Raw genomic sequence first — 18270 nt, 5'->3', positions numbered from 1 at the left:
ATGGCCGACTGGCTGACAGTGACGGAAGGCACGGCACCCCTGTTGGTGTCCATCCCGCACACGGGTATCGATCTCGCCGGCATCGACAATCGGCTGGTCTCGCCCTGGCTCGGCCGCCGCGATTGCGACTGGTGGATCGACAATCTCTACGATTTTGCCGCCGGCCTTGGCGCGACTGTCGTGCACACGTCGATCTCGCGCACCGTCATCGACGTCAACCGCGATCCTTCCGGCGCCTCGCTCTATCCCGGGCAGACGACAACGACGCTATGCCCGACCGAGACCTTCGACGGCGATCCGCTGTATTTGCCCGGCGCGGAACCGACGCCGTCGGAGATCGATCAACGCCGCATAGCGTATTTCGTGCCCTACCATGAAATGCTGGCGGCTCAGTCCGTCAGGCTGCGCGGCCTGCATGAGAAGGTCGTCATTTACGATTGCCACTCGATCCGGTCGGTGCTGCCGCGCCTGTTCTACGGCACGCTGCCGGTGTTCAATCTCGGCACCAATGACGGCCAGACCGCGGATCCTACGCTGCAGGCGCTGGTTGGCCAGATCATGGCCGAGAGCGGTGAAAGCAATGTCATCAACGGCCGTTTCAAGGGTGGCTGGATCACCCGCTATTTCGGCAATCCGCAAGGCGGCTACCATGCGCTGCAGATGGAACTTGCCGATCGCGGCTATTTGCGCGAGCCCGAGGGCAAGGGCGAACCGGACAATTGGCCGGTGCCTTATGATGCCGAGTTCGCCGCGCCGATGCGCGCCACACTGACGAAAATCCTCCAATCCGCCATTGACTGGGCCGGGCGCTGAGACGCCGCCTTACTCCAAAGGGACAATGATGAACAATCCTCGCCACAACATCCGCGAAGTGCGCGCGCCCCGCGGCGACAAGCTCAACGCCAAATACTGGACGACCGAAGCGCCGCTGCGCATGCTGATGAACAACCTCGATCCCGATGTCGCCGAAAACCCCAATGAGCTCGTTGTCTATGGCGGCATCGGCCGGGCCGCGCGCACCTGGAACGATTTCGACAGCATCGTCGCCTCGTTGAAGACCCTCAATGAAGACGAGACGCTGCTGGTCCAGTCCGGCAAGCCGGTCGGCGTCTTCCGGACGCACACCGATGCGCCGCGCGTGCTGATCGCCAACTCCAACATCGTGCCGCATTGGGCGACCTGGGATAAATTCAACGAGCTCGATAAAAAAGGCCTGATGATGTACGGCCAGATGACGGCCGGCTCCTGGATCTATATCGGCACGCAAGGCATCGTGCAGGGCACTTACGAGACCTTCGTCGAAGCCGGCCGCCAGCACTACAATGGCAACCTTACGGGCAAATGGATCCTGACCGGCGGCCTCGGCGGCATGGGCGGCGCCCAGCCGCTTGCCGCCGTCATGGCCGGCGCCTGCTGCCTCGCCATCGAATGCAATCCGGACTCGATCGATTTCCGGCTGCGCACCCGCTATGTCGACGAGAAGGCCGAGACGCTCGATGAAGCGATGGAAATGATCGGGCGCTGGACCAAGGCCGGCGAGGCGAAGTCGGTCGGCCTGCTCGGCAATGCGGCCGACATCGTGCCGGAAATGTTCAAGCGGGGCATCCGCCCCGACATGGTCACCGACCAGACCTCGGCGCATGACCCGATTAACGGCTATCTGCCCAAGGGCTGGACGATGGCTGAGTGGCGCGAGAAGCGCGTCTCCGATCCCAAGGCTGTCGAGAAGGCCGCCCGCGCCTCAATGCGCGAGCATGTCGAGGCGATGGTCGCGTTCTGGAATGCCGGCGTGCCGACGCTCGACTATGGCAACAACATCCGCCAGGTCGCCAAGGACGAAGGCTTCGAGAACGCCTTTGCTTTCCCGGGTTTCGTGCCGGCCTATATAAGGCCGCTGTTCTGCCGTGGCATCGGCCCGTTCCGCTGGGCTGCTCTTTCGGGCGATCCCGAGGATATCTACAAGACGGACGCCAAGGTGCGCGAACTCACCCCCGGCAACACCCATCTGCACAACTGGCTGGACATGGCACGTGAGCGCATCGCCTTCCAGGGCCTGCCGGCGCGCATCTGCTGGGTCGGCCTCGGCGACCGCCACAGGCTGGGCCTCGCCTTCAACGAGATGGTGGCCAGGGGCGAACTCAAGGCGCCCGTCGTCATCGGCCGCGACCACCTCGATTCCGGCTCGGTGGCTTCGCCCAACCGCGAGACGGAAGCGATGAAGGACGGCTCCGACGCCGTCTCCGACTGGCCGCTGCTCAATGCGTTGCTCAACACCGCGTCGGGCGCAACCTGGGTGTCGCTGCATCATGGCGGTGGCGTCGGCATGGGCTTCTCGCAGCATGCCGGCATGGTCATCGTCGCCGACGGCACGCCGGACGCCGCAAGGCGCCTGCAGCGCGTGTTGTGGAACGATCCGGCGACCGGCGTCATGCGCCACGCCGATGCTGGCTACGACATCGCCATCGAGTGCGCGAAGGAGCACCAGCTCAATCTGCCCGGTATTTTAGGCTGATTGGCTTAAATGATGCGCATCCTACGGGCCGCCGACTACCGCGTCATGCCGTGGAAGAATGGCGGCGGCACGACCACCGAGATCGCCGTCTCGCCGGACGGCGTCGGGCTGGACGATTTCGACTGGCGCGTTTCGATGGCGCGAGTCGAGGGCAGCGGCCCGTTCTCGGGCTTTGCCGGCGTCGACCGCACGCTTGCCGTGCTGGAAGGCGAGGGTATCGTGCTTGATATTGCCGGCCGTCCGCCGGCCGAAGTGACGGCGGCTTCCGCCCCGCTGTCCTTCCCGGCCGATGTGCCGACCACGGCCGCGCTGATCTCCGGTGCGATCACCGACCTCAACGTCATGACCCGCCGCGGGCGGGCAACGCACTCGGTCCAGCGTCTGATGGTTTCGGTTCCGACCGATATCCGGCCGACCAGCGCTATGACCCTGATCCTGCCGTTCGACGGTGAGGTCGGCGTGACCGGCGCGACATCGTCGCGCCTTGGACCTCGCGACACGCTGTTGCTCGGACCGCAGGCCGCGAAACTGCGGCTTGAACCGGTGCGGCCGACGACCGTGTTCGTCATCCGGATAGCCAGCCTGGGCTAGCCGCACCGCCAGCACAACGATTAACGCCTGTTGCCAAACATGATCGCACGCCGGAGAAATCTGGCGTAAGCTGTTGTCTGGATCACGAAAAAGCCCGAATCCTTCCGTCGTTCCAAGGCGGACGGAGGGCAGGGGTGCTCGTCCTTGAGTTGTCGAAAGCCCCGCTTAAAATGTCGAAGGGATAACGCCTCTGGCGTGGTGCGAAGCAAAACTTTCGGCCAGTGTAATCATGCAACCAATTGCATTTGAATCGGTTTTAGGGACATTGCCGTGGCGGTGGCGCCGCATCGCGTCCCCCATGCGGAATTTTCAATGAATATCCAGACAAATCCTGCCCAAATCGAAAAGTCCAGCGCCGGCTTCCCGGTCATCACCGAAGAGCCGATACGCTCCAATTTCCTGCCCGAAGAGCGGCTGCGCGCGCTGGGCGAAAGCCTCGCCAACGGCGACATCAAGGACCTGTTCGGCCTGACGCCGTTCGATTTCCAGGCCCGCATCCGCGACAGCGCCAAGAAAATCCTCGAAGTCTACCGCTCGACCAATGCCGCCCAGGCCAAGGGCGAAACCATCACGCCTGCCGCGCAATGGCTGCTCGACAACAATTATCTCGTCGAGGAGACCATTTTTCAGGTGAAGCGCGACCTGCCGCGCCGTTTCTACCGGCAGTTGCCGACCCTGGAAGTGGCCAACCGCGCCGCGGTGCCGCGCGCGCTGGCCCTGGCCTGGAGCTATGTCGCCCATTCCGACAGTTCGGTTTCGGCGACCATGTTCAAATCCATCGTCGAGGGTTTTCAGTCGGTCGAGCCGCTCAAGATCGGCGAATTGTGGGCGCTGCCGTCGCTGCTGCGCTTCGTTTTGATCGAGAATCTGCGCCGCATCGCCGTGCGCGTCGACCGCACCAGGCAGATGCGCCATATCGCCAACGAGGTCGCCGACCGCGTGCTGGCGACCGACGACAATGCAGACCGCCGGAAGATCCTGTCGGGCTACGGCGCGCATGCGCAGGACACCACCTTCGCCACCCAGTTGCTCTACCGCCTGCGCGACGGCTCGCAGAATGCCGGCAGGGCGCTGGAATGGCTGGAGGTCGAGCTCGAGAAAACCGGCTCCGACGCCGAGGAAATCATCATTTCCGAGCATCGCACGCTGTCCAGCGGCAATGTCACCACCGGCAACATCATCCGCGGCCTGCGCCTCATCAACGACGTCGACTGGACGGTGTGGTTCGAGGGCGTCAGCCGCATCGACACGCTGTTGCGCGAGCGCACCGATTTCGCCGCGCTCGATTTCTTTTCGCGCGACCAGTACCGCACGTCGATCGAGCAACTGGCGCGCCGCTCCGACCTGTCCGAATTCCGTGTCGCCGAAAAGGCCATCGATCTGGCCAGCCATGTTCCCGGGGTCACCGATGCCTCCGGCGTGCCGGATGCATCAGCCGATCCGGCCATGCATACCGATGTCGGCTTCTTCCTGGTCGGCCCGCGCCGGCCGGATCTGGAAAAGGCGATCGGCTATCGGCCGCCCTTCCATGTGACCTTCAAGCGCGCCTTCACCGCCACGGGCTGGCTCGGCATCGTTGTGCCGGTCTTCCTGCTGACGGTGCTACTGCTGGTTGTCTCCGGCAATGCGCTTGCCCATCTCGGCCTGTCGGTGGAATCCATCACGCTGATGCTGGCGCTGTTTGCGGTGCCTGCCAGCGAAGGCGCGCTCGCCTTCTTCAACACCGTTGTTTCACTGTTCCTGAAGCCGACGCGGCTCGTCGGCTATGACTACAAGCACGGCATTCCGGCGGCATCACGCACCTTGGTCGTGGTGCCGTCGCTGATCGGCTCGCGCGATGATGTCGAGGAAAACATCCGCAACATCGAGGTGCATCACCTCGCCAACACGGCCGAAGAAATCCATTTCGCGCTGCTGTCCGACTGGCCGGATTCCAAGACCGAGATCGACGCCGCCGACATCGAGATCCTGCAATATGCGCGCGACGAGATCGCCAGGCTCAATGCCCGTTATCCCTCGGAAGGCGCGCCGCGTTTCTATATCCTGCATCGCCGCCGGCTCTACAACCAGGCGCAGGGCGCCTGGATGGGCTGGGAGCGCAAGCGCGGCAAGCTGCATGAGCTGAACCTTCTCTTGCGCGGCGACAGCGACACCACCTTCCTGCCGCTCGACGTGCCGCTGCCGGAAAAGGTCGTCTATGTCATGACGCTCGACGCCGACACGCGCACCACGCGCGACGCCGTGTCGTCACTGGTCGGCAAGCTCGCCCATCCGCTCAACCGCCCGCATTTCGACGCGACAAAGCGCGTCGTTACCGCCGGCTACACCATTCTGCAGCCGCGCATCACAGCCTCGCTCACCAGCGGCGACGACGCTTCTTTCTTCCAGCGCGTCTTCTCGTCCAACAGCGGTCTCGATCCTTACGTCTTTGCCGTCTCAGATCTCTACCAGGACGTCTTCAGCGACGGCTCCTTCACCGGCAAGGGCCTTTATCACGTCGACGCTTTCGAGGCGGCGCTGCAGGGCCGCATCGAGGAAAACACCGTCCTCAGCCACGATCTGCTCGAAGGTGCGTTGGCGCGCGCAGCACTTGTCACCGACGTCGAACTGGTCGAGGACTATCCTACCCGCTACTCGGTCGACGCCTCGCGCCACCACCGCTGGGCGCGCGGCGACTGGCAGCTGCTGCGCTTCATCTTCTCGCCGCGTTCCGGCGTGCCGGCGCTGTCGCGCTGGAAGATGGTCGACAATCTGCGCCGCTCGCTGACCCCGATCTTCTGGGTGATGGCGGCGATCGCCGGCTGGACGCTGCTGCCCTTCACACAGGCCGCGCAGTGGCAGGCGCTGCTGATCCTGTCGCTGTTCATGGCGCCGACCTTCGATGTCGTCAACGCGATCCTGCCCAAGAGCGGCGACCAGACGCCGCGCGGCCATTTCTCCGCACTGGCGCACGACACCGTCTTCGGCACGGCGCTTGTGGCGCTGAAAGTGCTGTTGATGGCGCACAATGCCTGGATGATGGGCGACGCCATCGTGCGCACGCTCTACCGCCTGTTCGTCAGCCGCCAGAACCTGCTGGAATGGCGCACCGCGTCGCAGGCGCACAAGGGCGGCGACAACGATATCGGCTCCTATTACAGCATGATGTATGGCGCCGTGATCATCGGCGCCGTCGGTCTCGCTATCCCTGTGCTGGCCGATTCCACCGGTGCCTTCGTCGCCTTCTTCTTCGCTCTGTTCTGGATCGGTTCGCCGGCGGTTGCCTGCTGGATCAGCCGCTCGGCCGAGACCGAGGACCGCCTGCGCATATCGCAGGCCGACATCCACGCGCTGCGCACCGTGGCGCGCCGCACCTGGCATTATTTCGAAACCTTCGTCACGGCCGAGCACCACAATCTGCCGCCCGACAATTTCCAGGAAAGCCCGGCGCCGGTTGTGGCGCCGCGGACGTCGCCGACCAATATCGGCGTCTACCTGCTGTCGGTGGTGTCGGCACGCGATTTCGGCTGGATTGCGCTCTCCGACGCCATCACCCGGATCGACGCCACGATGACGACCATCGAGAGCATGCCGCGCAACCGCGGCCACCTCTTCAACTGGTACGACACCACGACGCTCAAACCGCTCTATCCGCTCTACATCTCCGCCGTCGACAGCGGCAATCTCGCCGGACATCTGGTCGCGGTGGCGGCTGCCTGCGCCGAATGGGCGGAAGCCCCGTCCGTTCACCTGCAGGGCGATTTCGAAGGCGTCCTCGACACGGTGAGCATCCTCGACGAGAGCCTCGAGGAATTGCCTGACGACCGCCGGCAACTGCGGCCGTTGCGCCAGCGTCTGGCCGATCGCCTCGATGGCATGCGGCGCGCCGTCATGACCATCAAGGCGCAGCCGGAGATGGCCTCGATCCGCACCATTAACCTGGCCGTGCTTGCCGGTGAGATCCGCAAGCTCGCCACCGCCATCCACACCGAGGCCGGATCGCAGCGCAGCGACATTATCGCCGACTGGGCGGCACGGCTGGAAGCGACCTGCGAGGCGCATGTGCATGACTCGCACAGCGACGAAAACGCCGTCGAAGCCTTGCGCGCCAAGCTGCTGGCGCTGCGCGAACGCTGCCGCCGCTATGCCTTCGAGATGGATTTCTCTTTCCTGATGCGTCAGGAGCGCAAACTGCTCTCGATCGGCTACCGGGTCGAGGAGCACCAGCTCGATGAGAGCTGCTACGATCTGCTCGCCTCCGAGGCGCGGCTGACCAGCCTGTTCGCCATCGCCAAGGGTGACCTGCCGACGGAGCATTGGTTCCGGCTTGGAAGGCCGATCGTCGAGATCGGCTTCCAGGGTGCGCTGATGTCCTGGTCGGGCTCGATGTTCGAGTATCTGATGCCGCCTTTGGTGATGAAGGAGCCGCAGGGCTCGATCCTCAACCAGACCAGCAAGCTGATCATCAAGCGCCAGATCCAGTACGCGCGTTCGAAGAACGTGCCCTGGGGCATTTCGGAAGCGGCCTACAACGCCCGCGACCGCGAACTGACCTACCAGTATACCAATTTCGGCGTGCCCGGACTTGGTCTCAAGCGCGGCCTTGGCCAGAACACGGTGATCGCGCCTTACGCCACGATCCTCGCGGCGCAGTTCACACCGCGCGAATCCGTCCAGAATCTGGCCAGGCTGCGCTCCATCGGCGCTCTCGGCCGGCATGGCTTTTATGACGCCGTCGACTTCACGCCGCAGCGCGTGCCGGAAGGCACCGACCATGCCGTTGTCCTGAACTACATGGCGCATCACTCCGGCATGTCGATCGCCGCCGTTGCCGACGCCATCTTCGAGGGCAGGCTGCGCGACCGCTTCCACAGCGATCCGGTGATCGAGTCTGCCGAACTCCTGCTGCAGGAGAGGGCGCCGCGCGACATCCCGACCGCCACAGTCAGGACCGAAGCCGACGAGCGCTCGAAGGACGAGACCGAGGTCGAGAGCCCGGATTCGCGCATCGTCCTCGACCCGCTGAGGGCGTTGCGCGCCACCAGCGTCATGTCCAATGGCCGCTACTCCGTCATGGTCTCGGCCACCGGTTCCGGTTACAGCCGCTGGGGCGAACTCGCCGTCACCCGTTGGCAGCCCGATCCGACCGAAGACCGGCTCGGCTCCTACATCTTCCTGCGCGACGCCGGCAGCGGCGACTGGTGGTCGGCCACCGCAGAGCCGAAGCAGGCGACCGGCGAGAGAGTGCAGACGCTGTTTTCCGACGACAAGGCGAGCTTCGTCAAAACAGTGGGCTCGCTGCGTTCGGAGGTCGAATGCATCGTCATCTCGGAAGGCAATGGCGAGGGACGGCGCGTCACGCTCTACAACGACGGCGCCACTGACCGGCATATCGAGGTGACCTCCTTTGCCGAGCTGGTGCTGGGTAACGAAGCCTCCGACAATGCCCATCCTGCGTTCTCGAAAATGTTTATCGAGACCGAGATCGCTGCCAACAACGGTGCCATCTTTGCCACCAGGCACAAGCGCGACAAGCACGAGCCTGACGTCACCATGGTGCATTTCGTCACCGATCCGTCCGGGTCGGCGCGCGATGCCGAGGCCGAAACCGACCGCCGTGCCTTCATCGGCCGTGGCCGTACCATCGCGGAAGCGGCGGCCTTCGATCCCGGCGCCAAGCTTGGCGGTCACCACGGCTTCACCCTCGATCCGGTAGCGGCCCTGCGCCGCCAGGTGCGGGTGCCGGCCAACAAGAAGATATCGCTGACCTTCTGGACCGCCGTCGGCGCCAACCGCGCCGAACTTGACGAGGCCATCGCCAGGCTCGACCATCCCGAAAGTTTTGCCCGCCAGGCGATGCTTGCCTGGACGCGTTCGCAGGTGCAGACCCGCCATCTTGGTCTCAGCCTGACCGACGCCGCCAATGTGCAGAAGCTGGCGCGTTTCCTGATCTATCCCGATCCGTTCCTGCGCCTGCCCGGCGAATCCATCGCTTCGGGGCTGGGCAAGCAGTCCAGCCTGTGGCCGACCAGCATTTCGGGCGATTTCCCGATCTTTCTGGTCCGCATCGGCGACGTGGCCGACCTCGAAATTGTCGCCCAGGCGCTGCGCTTCCAGGAGTATATGCGCGCCCGCGGCATGATGATCGACTTCGTGGTCGTCAACGAGCAGGCATCGTCCTATGTCCAGGACCTGCAGCGCGCGGTCGAGACGCTGTGCGAAAACAGCCGCCTGCGCGGCAAGGAACTCGGGCCGCGCCAGCACATCTTCGCCGTGCGCCGCGACCTGATGGACGAGGCGACGTACAAGACGCTGCTGGCGGTTGCCCGCGTGGTTCTGCACACCCGCAACGGCACCATCTTCGACCAGATCGAACGCGCCGAGGCGGCAGCCTTGCAAGCACGCGATGCCCTGCAGCCGGTGGCCCCCGCGTCGCTGCGCGAGCCGTCTCTGCCGGTGCCGGCGGCGCCTGCATACCATGCCGCGTCCGACAGCAGCGCCGACGGCAGCGGCCTCAGCCAATGGAACGGCTTTGGCGGTTTCGAGGGCGACGGCCGCCACTATGTCACCCGCCTTGCCGGGCGGCGCTCGACGCCGCAGCCCTGGATCAACGTCGTCTCGAACGCCTCGTTCGGATTCCATGTCTCGGCCGAAGGCGCTGCCTTCACCTGGAGCCGCAACAGCCGCGATTACCAGCTGACGCCATGGTCGAATGATCCGGTCACCAACCGGCCGGGCGAGGGCATCTACATCTACGATCAGGCCAGCGGCAAGGCATTCTCGCCGCTGGCTGCCGTGGTCCGCGATCCCTCGATGACCTATGAGACATGGCACGGCCAGGGCTTCTCCACCTTCCGGTCCAAACGCGGCCCGCTGTCGATGGATCTGACGCACGTCGTCGATCCCGTCGATCCAGTGAAGATCACGCGGCTGCGCATCCAGAACTCAGGCCCGGCGCCGGCGCGGCTGCGCGTCTATGCCTATGCCGAATGGGTCCTCGGCAGCCATCGCTCGAGCACGGCTGCGACCATCATCCCGTCCAGGGATCCAGCGACTGGCGCGCTTCTGGCGCAAAACCCCTACGGTCTCGATTTCGGCGACCGGGTGGCCTTCCTGGCCGCCACTGGTCCGGTGCATTCGGTGACAGCCGATCGCGGCGAGTTCATCGGCAGGCATGGCACCAGCGCCTTCCCGCACGCCGTCGTCAGCGGCGCCGGCCTGTCGGGCCGCGTCGAGGCCGGCGACGATCCGTGCGCAGCTGTCGCCAGCGACATCGACATCCCTGCCGGCGGCGACGTCACGCTGGTCTGGCTGCTTGGCGACGCCGCTACATCAGCCGAAGCGAGCGCGTTGGTGCAGACCCATTCGGGCAAGGATTTCGACCAGCGGCTGGCCGATAATGAACGCGTCTGGCGCGGCTTCCTCGACACCATCCAGGTCGAGACGCCCGACAAGGCGCTCGACGCCATGGTCAATCACTGGCTGCCCTATCAGAGCCTGGCCTGCCGCATCCGCGCCCGCTCGGCCTTTTATCAGGCAAGCGGCGCCTTCGGCTTCCGCGACCAGCTACAGGACACGCTGGCCCTGCTTGCGCATGATCCGAAACTGGCGCGCAACCAGATCCTCAATGCGGCGCGCCGGCAGTTCCCCGAAGGCGACGTCCAGCATTGGTGGTTGCCGCGCACCGACGCCGGCGTGCGCACTATGATCTCCGACGATGTGGTCTGGCTGGCGCATGCCACCAATCGCTACATCGAGGTGACCGGCGATACAGGGATCCTGAAGGAGCAGCTGCCTTTCATCGACGGGCAGGTGTTGGGCGAGGGCGAGCACGACGCCTTCTTCACGCCGGAAATCTCCAAGACGAGCGCTTCGCTTTACGACCATTGCGCGCGCGCGCTCGACCTTGCGGTCAAGCGCAGCAGCCCGGCCGGGCTGCCGCTGATCCTCGGCGGCGACTGGAACGACGGCATGAACCGCGTCGGCGAAGCCGGCAAGGGGGAGAGTGTCTGGCTCGGCTGGTTCCTTTTGAAGACGCTGGGCGACTTTACCACCGTGGCCAAGGGGCAGGGCGACACCAAGCGGGCGCAGGCCTGGACAAAACACGCCGATGTGCTGAAGCGGGCGCTGGAAAGCACCGCCTGGGACGGCCAGTGGTATCGCCGCGGCAGCTACGATGACGGCACGCCGCTTGGCTCGCACAATTCGGACGAGTGCAAGATCGACTCCATCGCGCAGTCGTGGAGCGTGCTCTCCGGCGAGGGCGACCCCGCGCGCTCGACCACGGCGATGCAGCAGGCGACGAACCTGCTGGTCGACGACAAGCTCAAGATCGTCAAACTGTTTACCCCGGCCTTCCAGAACACGAGAAAGGACCCTGGTTACATCAAGAGTTATCCGCCGGGCGTGCGCGAGAACGGCGGCCAGTACACCCATGCGGCGACCTGGTTCGTGATCGCGCTCGCCGAAATGGGCCGCACCGACGATGCCTATCGCTGCTTCTCGATGCTGAACCCGGTCAACCATGCGCTCGACGATGCATCGGCCGAGCATTATCGCGTCGAGCCGTACGTCGTTGCCGCCGACATCTATTCCGGTGAGGACAAGGGCGGTCGCGGCGGCTGGACCTGGTATACGGGCTCAGCGGGATGGCTCTACCGTGCTGCGGTCGAAGGCATTCTGGGCATTGAGCGGCGGGGCAAGCAGATCACGTTCCGGCCGAAACTGCCCAGCCATTGGGACGGCTATTCTGCCACGCTGAAGATGCTGGGGTCGGAGATCAAGGTTCGCGTCATCCGCGACAAAAAGGCCAAATCAATCTCGCTCGAAGTCAATGGAACCAAGACAAAATCTTCCGGTTTTCAGCCGAAAGCCGGCGACAAGACCGAGGTGGTCGTCAAGATACCCTCGTAAAATCAAAGGCTTCAGGTTATTGACGCGCGCCTTTCGAGGCGCGCGTTTTCTACTTCGACATGCTCCTGGCGCAGAACGGCGTGCCTTCCCGATAACGGCGGTCCAAGCGTGCAGTGACTAAAAATGTGGCAGGGCCAGCTGTTGCCATGATTTTGCCGCAAGACTGACATTTCACCTTTTATCTCAAACCGTTAGGTGATCACGGCAGATTTCGCAACGTCGTCATCTTTTGTTCGCAGAATGGGAACGGAAGAGGTAGACGGGCATTGTTTTGCGACCCGTTAACCGGTACGTGTCAAGAAATGGTGCGGTGCACAATAATGTTTTGGGCGGAGTAGCTGAAGTGTCACTTCTGCAAATCTACTGGAGAGCGCTGGGTTATCTCGCAGCCGACAGGAAGCGCGTTGCGTTTATCTGCGGTGCGAATGTCGCGCTCGCCATTATCGCCATCCTCGAGCCGATCATGTTCGGCCGGGTAATCGACGCCATCTCCGATAAGGGTTCGGTGTTTTCGACGCTGGCGCTGTGGGCCGGTCTCGGCGCCTTTAACATCGTCGCCTTCGTGCTGGTGGCGCGCGGCGCCGACCGTTTTGCCCACAAGCGGCGCAGCGAGGTGCTGTGCCAGTCGTTCGAGCGCGTGATCACCATGCCGCTCGCCTGGCACCACCAGCGCGGCACCTCCAACGCGCTGCACACGCTGCTGCGCGCCGTCGAGACGCTGTTCAGCCTGTGGCTTGAATTCATGCGCCAGCATCTGTCGACGGCTGTTGCGCTGGCTCTGCTGATTCCGACCGCTATAAGCATGGATCTTCGCATGTCGCTGGTGCTGATGGCGCTGGGCGTTCTCTATGTCGGCATCGGCCGGCTTGTGATGAAGCGCACCAAGGCGGGCCAGGCCGCGGTCGAGCGCCACTACCATCAGGTGTTCGCGCATGTGACCGACTCGGTCAGCAATGTCGCCGTGCTGCAGAGCTACAACCGTCTCGGCCACGAGGCCGATACGCTGCGCCGCTATGTCAAGAACCTGCTCGACGCGCAGAACCCGGTGCTCGACTGGTGGGCGATGGCCAATGCGCTGCACCGCCTGTCGTCGACCATTTCGATGATGGTTGTGCTTTTGATCGGCGCCTATCTGGTCACCCATGGCCAGCTCAAGATCGGCGACGTCATCGCCTTCACCGGCTTTGCCACGCTGCTGATTGCCCGCCTCGACCAGATGTCGGCTTTCGCCAACCAGATTTCCGAAGCCCGCGCCAAGCTCGAGGACTTCTATCACCTCGAGGATTCGGCCGCCGACTCCGCCGAGCCGGACGGCTTGCGCGACCTCACCAACGTCACCGGCCATGTCCGCTTCGAGAATGTCGGCTTCGAGTTTGCCAATTCGCGGCAGGGCGTCGACGACGTCTCCTTCGAGGTCCAGGCCGGGCAGACGGTTGCCATCGTCGGCCCGACCGGCGCCGGCAAGACGACGCTGATCAACCTCTTGCAGCGCGTCTTCTCGCCGTCTCATGGCCGTATCCTGATCGACGGCATCGACACCCGCACGGTGACCCGCAAGTCGCTGCGTCATTCGATCGCCACCGTCTTCCAGGATGCCGGCCTGCTCAACCGCTCGATCGAGGACAACATCCGCGTCGGTCGTGCCGAGGCGACTTATGACGAGGTTCACGCCGCCGCCAATGCGGCTGCCGCGCAGGATTTCATCCTTGCCAAGAGCGCCGGCTATGACACCGTCGTCGGCGAGCGCGGCGGCCAGCTTTCAGGCGGCGAGCGTCAGCGCATCGCCATTGCCCGCGCCGTGCTCAAGGACGCACCGATCCTGGTGCTCGACGAGGCAACGAGCGCGCTCGATGTCGAGACCGAGGACCGCGTCAAGGAAGCCATCGACGAACTGAGGCGCAACCGCACCACCTTCATCATCGCCCACCGCCTGACCACCGTCCGCGACGCCGACCTGGTCGTGTTCATGGACAAGGGCAAGGTGGTCGAGATGGGCGGCTTCGCCGAACTGTCGCTGCGCAATGGCCGTTTCGCCAGCCTGCTGCGCGCCGGCGGCCTGCTCAACGACGAGGAAGTCCGCCGTCTCAGCCGCACGGTGAATATCGAAGCTGCGTAAGCTTTTTTACCTCCCCCTTGTGGGGAGGTCGGACCGAAGGTCCGGGTGGGGTAGTGCCCGCCACCCCACCCCGCTGCTTTGCAGCGACCCTCCCCACGAGGGGGAGGGTAAATAAGACTGCGACACTCCCTCGATTGCCCCGAACGCGCCGCCGGTCTATCTAGACCTTATGAGCGATACCTCCTCACGCCTCGCCGGCTGGACCGACCTCGCCAACCCCACGCGCTTTGTCGGGCTGGCCGATAGGCTGGTGCCGTGGCTGGCGTCGATCGCCGCGATCCTGCTCGCCATCGGTCTCTATATGAGCTTTGCCGCGCCTGAGGATTTCCAGCAGGGCATCACGGTGCGCATCATGTATATCCACGTGCCTTTCGCCTGGCTCGCCATGATGTGCTACACGGTGATGGCCGTCGCCGCGCTCGGCACGCTGGTCTGGCGCCATCCCTTGGCCGATGTCGCGCTGAAGTCGGCAGCCCCGATCGGCGCCACCTTCACCGCACTTGCGCTGGTCACCGGCTCGATCTGGGGCAAGCCGATGTGGGGCACCTGGTGGGTCTGGGACGCCCGCCTGACCTCGGTCTTCATCCTGTTCCTGATGTATCTCGGCATCATCGCGCTGACGCGTGCGCTGGATGACGCCAGCCGCGCCGCCTGGGCCGCCGCCATCATCACGCTCGTCGGCTTCATCAACATCCCGATCATCAAATTCTCGGTCGACTGGTGGAACACGCTGCACCAGCCGGCGTCGGTGTTCCGGCTCGGCGGACCGACGATCGATCCCAGCCTGCTATGGCCGCTGCTGGTGATGGCGCTCGGCTTCACCGTGCTGTTCTTCGCGCTGCATTTGACGGCGATGCGCACCGAAATCCGCCGCCGGCGGGTGATCGCCATGCGCAGGGTGGCAGCACGGCAGGCCGACTAGCGCGATTTTCAAAACCGAAGCCATACGCCTGCCGCCAAACATTAGCATGTGCTGCTATGTTGCGGTGCAGCAACAAGAATTCTCAAAAGATTGTTCCCGACTTCGCTTGGCTCCTTGATCTCGTTTGCTTTCTTGACAGCTCGGCCGCGAAGCAAGAGTGATACCAGTCACTAGTTGTAGCGAGGGAATCGGCGATGAAACTGCGCTTGTTGGCTGGCGTCTCGACATTTGCATTGGCGCTTGGCTGGAGTTCGGCGTACGCCGCCGACGCGATCGTCGACGTTCCGAGGGCAGAGGATCTCTGGTACGTCACGCTCTTCGGCGGCGCCAGTTTCCCGAACCATGTGAAAACGGACTACAATGGTACTGGGTATTCAGTCGATCTTGATACCGGGTTCGTAATCGGCGGCGCTGTCGGTCGGCGCATCAACGATGTGTTTCGTGTCGAAGGCGAACTGTCCTACGCGCGCTACAAGGCAAGCGAATACAGCTACACGGGCGTCGGCAACTATCCGGCTTCCGGCAATCTGTCGGCCACCTATCTTCTCGCCAACGTCTGGGCCGATGTTGCGCATTTTGGTGATGCCAAACTCTATGTCGGCGGCGGTCTCGGCGCGGCCTATGTTACCGCCGATACTCACTTTGATGGCCACGCCTTTGGATACGGGCCTGGCGGCTGGGGTTTCGCCGGCCAGGTGGGCGCCGGTGTTACCTACGCGGTAACGCAGAATGTCGACCTCGATTTCGGTTACCGCTTTAAGGCCGTGACAAGCGTGGATCTAGACGACAATGATGGCGGCGGCACATACGAGAACGCCAAATTGTACTCCCACAATCTCCAGCTTGGCGTTACCCTGAAGTTCTGATTGGTTCGTCGCAGGCCGCGACCGGGATTTGACGGATGCCGCTCTTGCCACGCCGGCAACCCCTGGGCCTGCCGGCAATGATCCCAGCCTCGCTGCCGACCGCCGGTGAGCCGGCGGAAAAGACATTGCAGCGCGGCATCGACCTGCAACGGCGCAAGCGTTTTCGCGAGGCCGAGTTCTGCTACCAGACGGTGCTTCGCACGCAGCCCAAAAATGCCATGGCGCTGAACCTGATGGGCACGCTCGCCATCGAGGCCGAGCATCATGACGCCGCCATTGCCTATATGGAAAGGGCGGTCAAGCTCGAACCGGACAACGCCATCTTCCGCAACAATCTCGGCAATGCCTACAATGTCACCGGCAACGTCGACAAGGCGCGCAGACATCTGAGAAAGGCGATCGAGCTCGACGGAGGGCTCATCGAAGCGCTGTGCAATCTCGGCCGCTCCTACCGCAGCCAGCTCGAGGGCGACATTGCCGAAGGGTTCTATCGCCAGGCGCTGGCTATCGACGGCCAGTCGGTGATGGCACTTGCCGGTATGGGCGATTTGCTCACCGACATTGGCCGGCCGGCCGAGGCGGTCGAATGCTTCAGCAAGGCCCTTGCCATCGACCCGGGCCATGTCGAGGCGCTGGCTGGAATGGCGCTTGCGCGCCGGGCGGTCAAGGACGATCCGACGTTGCCTTTGGTGCTGAAACGCCTGGAATTGCCGACAACCACCGATCGCGAGCGGGTAGTGCTGCACCACGCCGCCGGCAAGATGCTCAATGATCAGCGCGATTATGGCCCGGCCATCCGCCATTTCGCGAGGGCCAAGGCGATTTCCGGCAATGACTTCGACATCGACCGGCACACCCAGCTTTACGACAGCTTCATCGACACCTTCGACGCCGGCTTCTTCGAGGCGCGAGCCAATTTGGGAAATCCATCCAGACGCCCGGTCTTCATCGTCGGCATGCCACGGTCGGGAACGACGCTGACCGAGCAGATATGCGCCAGCCATCGCGATATCCATGGCGCCGGCGAGTTGTCGACCATTCGTTCACTTGCCGGCGAACTTGGGTTCGACAAGCTCGACCCAGCCATTTTCACCGAGGCCATGGCGGCGCTCACTGCGGCCAAGGCCAAGGAGCTTGGATCGAAATATCTCGACGCTCTCAAAAAGCGCAACAACACGGCGCGGCTTGTCGTCGACAAGATGCCGCATAATTTCGAGCTGCTGGCCTTCATCAGCCTGATCTTGCCGAATGCCCGCATCATCCATTGCCGGCGTGACCCGATGGACAATTGCGCGTCCTGTTTCATGCATAATTTTTCCGAGGCGCACGGCTACAACGCCGATCTGACCAAGCTTGGGCAGTATTACCGGCAGTATGAGCGCCTGATGCGCCATTGGGCCAAGGTCATCCCGCTGGATATCCACGACATGCCCTACGAAGAAACGGTCGCCGATTTCGAAAATCGCGCCCGCGGATTGATCGGATTCCTCGGCATCGAGTGGGACGATGCCTGCTTGCGTTTCAACGAAACCGAGCGCACCGTGCGGACGCCGAGCCGCTGGCAGGTGCGCCAGCCGATCTATTCATCCTCGGTCGAGCGCTGGAAGCTGTATGGCGACGCGCTGGATCCGCTGAAGGCGGCGCTGGGTCCGGTTTATCAGTCCTGATTTCAGTTGGCCCGAACAACCTCGCGCTCGACGCGCGCTGGCGTAGATTAGACCTGAGTTGCACCGTGCTTTGGGGCCAAATTAAAGCCGAATGCTTTCATGACCGCCAGTGTGGTTTCCAGCGTAGGATTACCGTTTTCGCTGAGCGAGGTATAAAGATGCTCGCGAGCCAAGCCGGTCTTTCTGGCAATGTTGCTCATCCCCTTGGCGCGGGCAACGACACCGAGGGCGGACGCGACGAATTTGGCGTCTCCGGTTTCCATTGCCTCTGCCAGAAACGCCTCGATTGCCGTATCGGAATCGAGCATTTCGGCGGGATCGAAATCATAGATTTTTTCAACCATTGTCGTCACTCCATTCTACGGCCAGGCGCTTTGCTGTCCGTATGTCGGTTTCTTGTGAACTTTTATCCCCGCCGCACAGGAGCAGGATGACCGTTTCACCGCGCTTGTGAAATAAACGCGATAGCCGGGCCCATAGTGAATGCGCAATTCACTGATGCCTTCACCCACTGGGGCCACGTCGCCGGGATTTCCTACAATCAAACGTTGCAGCCGAACGGCAATTGCCGCCTTGGCTCTTCCGTCTTTCAGCTTTTGGTGCCACCTCCGAAAGGTGGCTGTCTGCTTCAGGATTGCCATGGGGACTAGTAAGTTATAAATTACAATTCGTCAATGTCGAAATAGGGCGAGCCTCCAAAACGA

At 63.3% G+C, this 18270-nt stretch carries 9 protein-coding genes and 1 pseudogene; 8 read left to right on the top strand and 2 right to left on the bottom strand.

The genetic code is table 11. The features are described 5' to 3' along the window. From hutG to ACYG9Y_RS14670, 8 genes are all read left to right on the top strand, one after another. Nucleotides 1-813, top strand: coding sequence for an N-formylglutamate deformylase (gene hutG / locus ACYG9Y_RS14705; protein ID WP_023739267.1), 813 nt, complete (start codon nucleotides 1-3; stop codon nucleotides 811-813). 25 nt (nucleotides 814-838) lie between these two features. Beyond that, complete coding sequence (gene hutU / locus ACYG9Y_RS14700; RefSeq protein WP_196814993.1) at nucleotides 839-2512, top strand: urocanate hydratase; 1674 nt, start codon at nucleotides 839-841, stop codon at nucleotides 2510-2512. A gap of 12 nt (nucleotides 2513-2524) precedes the next feature. Then, a complete protein-coding gene (locus tag ACYG9Y_RS14695; RefSeq protein ID WP_023739269.1) occupies nucleotides 2525-3103 on the top strand; it encodes a HutD/Ves family protein in 579 nt (192 codons plus the stop codon). Between the two features lie 312 nt (nucleotides 3104-3415). After that, nucleotides 3416-11995 (top strand): GH36-type glycosyl hydrolase domain-containing protein, encoded by an 8580-nt coding sequence (locus tag ACYG9Y_RS14690; protein WP_023739270.1) that lies wholly within the window; start codon nucleotides 3416-3418, stop codon nucleotides 11993-11995. Between the two features lie 343 nt (nucleotides 11996-12338). Next, on the top strand, nucleotides 12339-14111 hold the full coding sequence (locus ACYG9Y_RS14685) for a glucan ABC transporter ATP-binding protein/ permease (protein WP_023672897.1): 1773 nt from the start codon (nucleotides 12339-12341) through the stop codon (nucleotides 14109-14111). A 169-nt stretch (nucleotides 14112-14280) separates the two neighbouring features. Then, nucleotides 14281-15033, top strand: a complete 753-nt coding sequence (locus ACYG9Y_RS14680; RefSeq protein WP_023682911.1) for a heme ABC transporter permease — start codon at nucleotides 14281-14283, stop codon at nucleotides 15031-15033. A 194-nt stretch (nucleotides 15034-15227) separates the two neighbouring features. After that, entirely contained in the window at nucleotides 15228-15899 is a 672-nt protein-coding gene (locus ACYG9Y_RS14675; RefSeq protein ID WP_023739271.1) for an outer membrane protein, read from the top strand. Nucleotides 15900-15934: 35 nt separating this feature from the next. Beyond that, nucleotides 15935-17566: a tetratricopeptide repeat-containing sulfotransferase family protein gene (locus ACYG9Y_RS14670; protein ID WP_023689644.1), complete on the top strand. Its 1632-nt coding sequence runs from the start codon at nucleotides 15935-15937 to the stop codon at nucleotides 17564-17566. Nucleotides 17567-17613: 47 nt separating this feature from the next. Here the strand turns inward: ACYG9Y_RS14670 and ACYG9Y_RS14665 are convergent, their stop codons facing one another. Together ACYG9Y_RS14665 and ACYG9Y_RS14660 are read right to left on the bottom strand one after the other, a co-directional pair. Continuing rightward, nucleotides 17614-17910, bottom strand: coding sequence for an addiction module antidote protein (locus ACYG9Y_RS14665; protein ID WP_023689645.1), 297 nt, complete (start codon nucleotides 17908-17910; stop codon nucleotides 17614-17616). Then, nucleotides 17903-18207: pseudogene (locus tag ACYG9Y_RS14660) on the bottom strand (type II toxin-antitoxin system RelE/ParE family toxin). Before ACYG9Y_RS14660 ends, ACYG9Y_RS14665 begins: the two are co-directional and overlap by 8 nt. Between the last annotated feature and the right edge of the window lie 63 nt (nucleotides 18208-18270).

The sequence above is a fragment of the Mesorhizobium sp. W050 genome, from assembly GCF_054719535.1.
Note: the sequence above shows the minus strand (reverse complement) of the source record. Positions and strands in the feature narration are given on the sequence as shown.

Coding starts and splice junctions, on each gene's coding strand:
- ACYG9Y_RS14695 (WP_023739269.1), top strand. CDS start 2,525: ATGCGCATCCTACGGGCCGCCGACTACCGCGTCATGCCGTGGAAGAAT.
- hutU (WP_196814993.1), top strand. CDS start 839: ATGATGAACAATCCTCGCCACAACATCCGCGAAGTGCGCGCGCCCCGC.
- ACYG9Y_RS14665 (WP_023689645.1), bottom strand. CDS start 17,910: ATGGTTGAAAAAATCTATGATTTCGATCCCGCCGAAATGCTCGATTCC.
- ACYG9Y_RS14670 (WP_023689644.1), top strand. CDS start 15,935: ATGCCGCTCTTGCCACGCCGGCAACCCCTGGGCCTGCCGGCAATGATC.
- ACYG9Y_RS14675 (WP_023739271.1), top strand. CDS start 15,228: ATGAAACTGCGCTTGTTGGCTGGCGTCTCGACATTTGCATTGGCGCTT.
- hutG (WP_023739267.1), top strand. CDS start 1: ATGGCCGACTGGCTGACAGTGACGGAAGGCACGGCACCCCTGTTGGTG.
- ACYG9Y_RS14690 (WP_023739270.1), top strand. CDS start 3,416: ATGAATATCCAGACAAATCCTGCCCAAATCGAAAAGTCCAGCGCCGGC.
- ACYG9Y_RS14680 (WP_023682911.1), top strand. CDS start 14,281: ATGAGCGATACCTCCTCACGCCTCGCCGGCTGGACCGACCTCGCCAAC.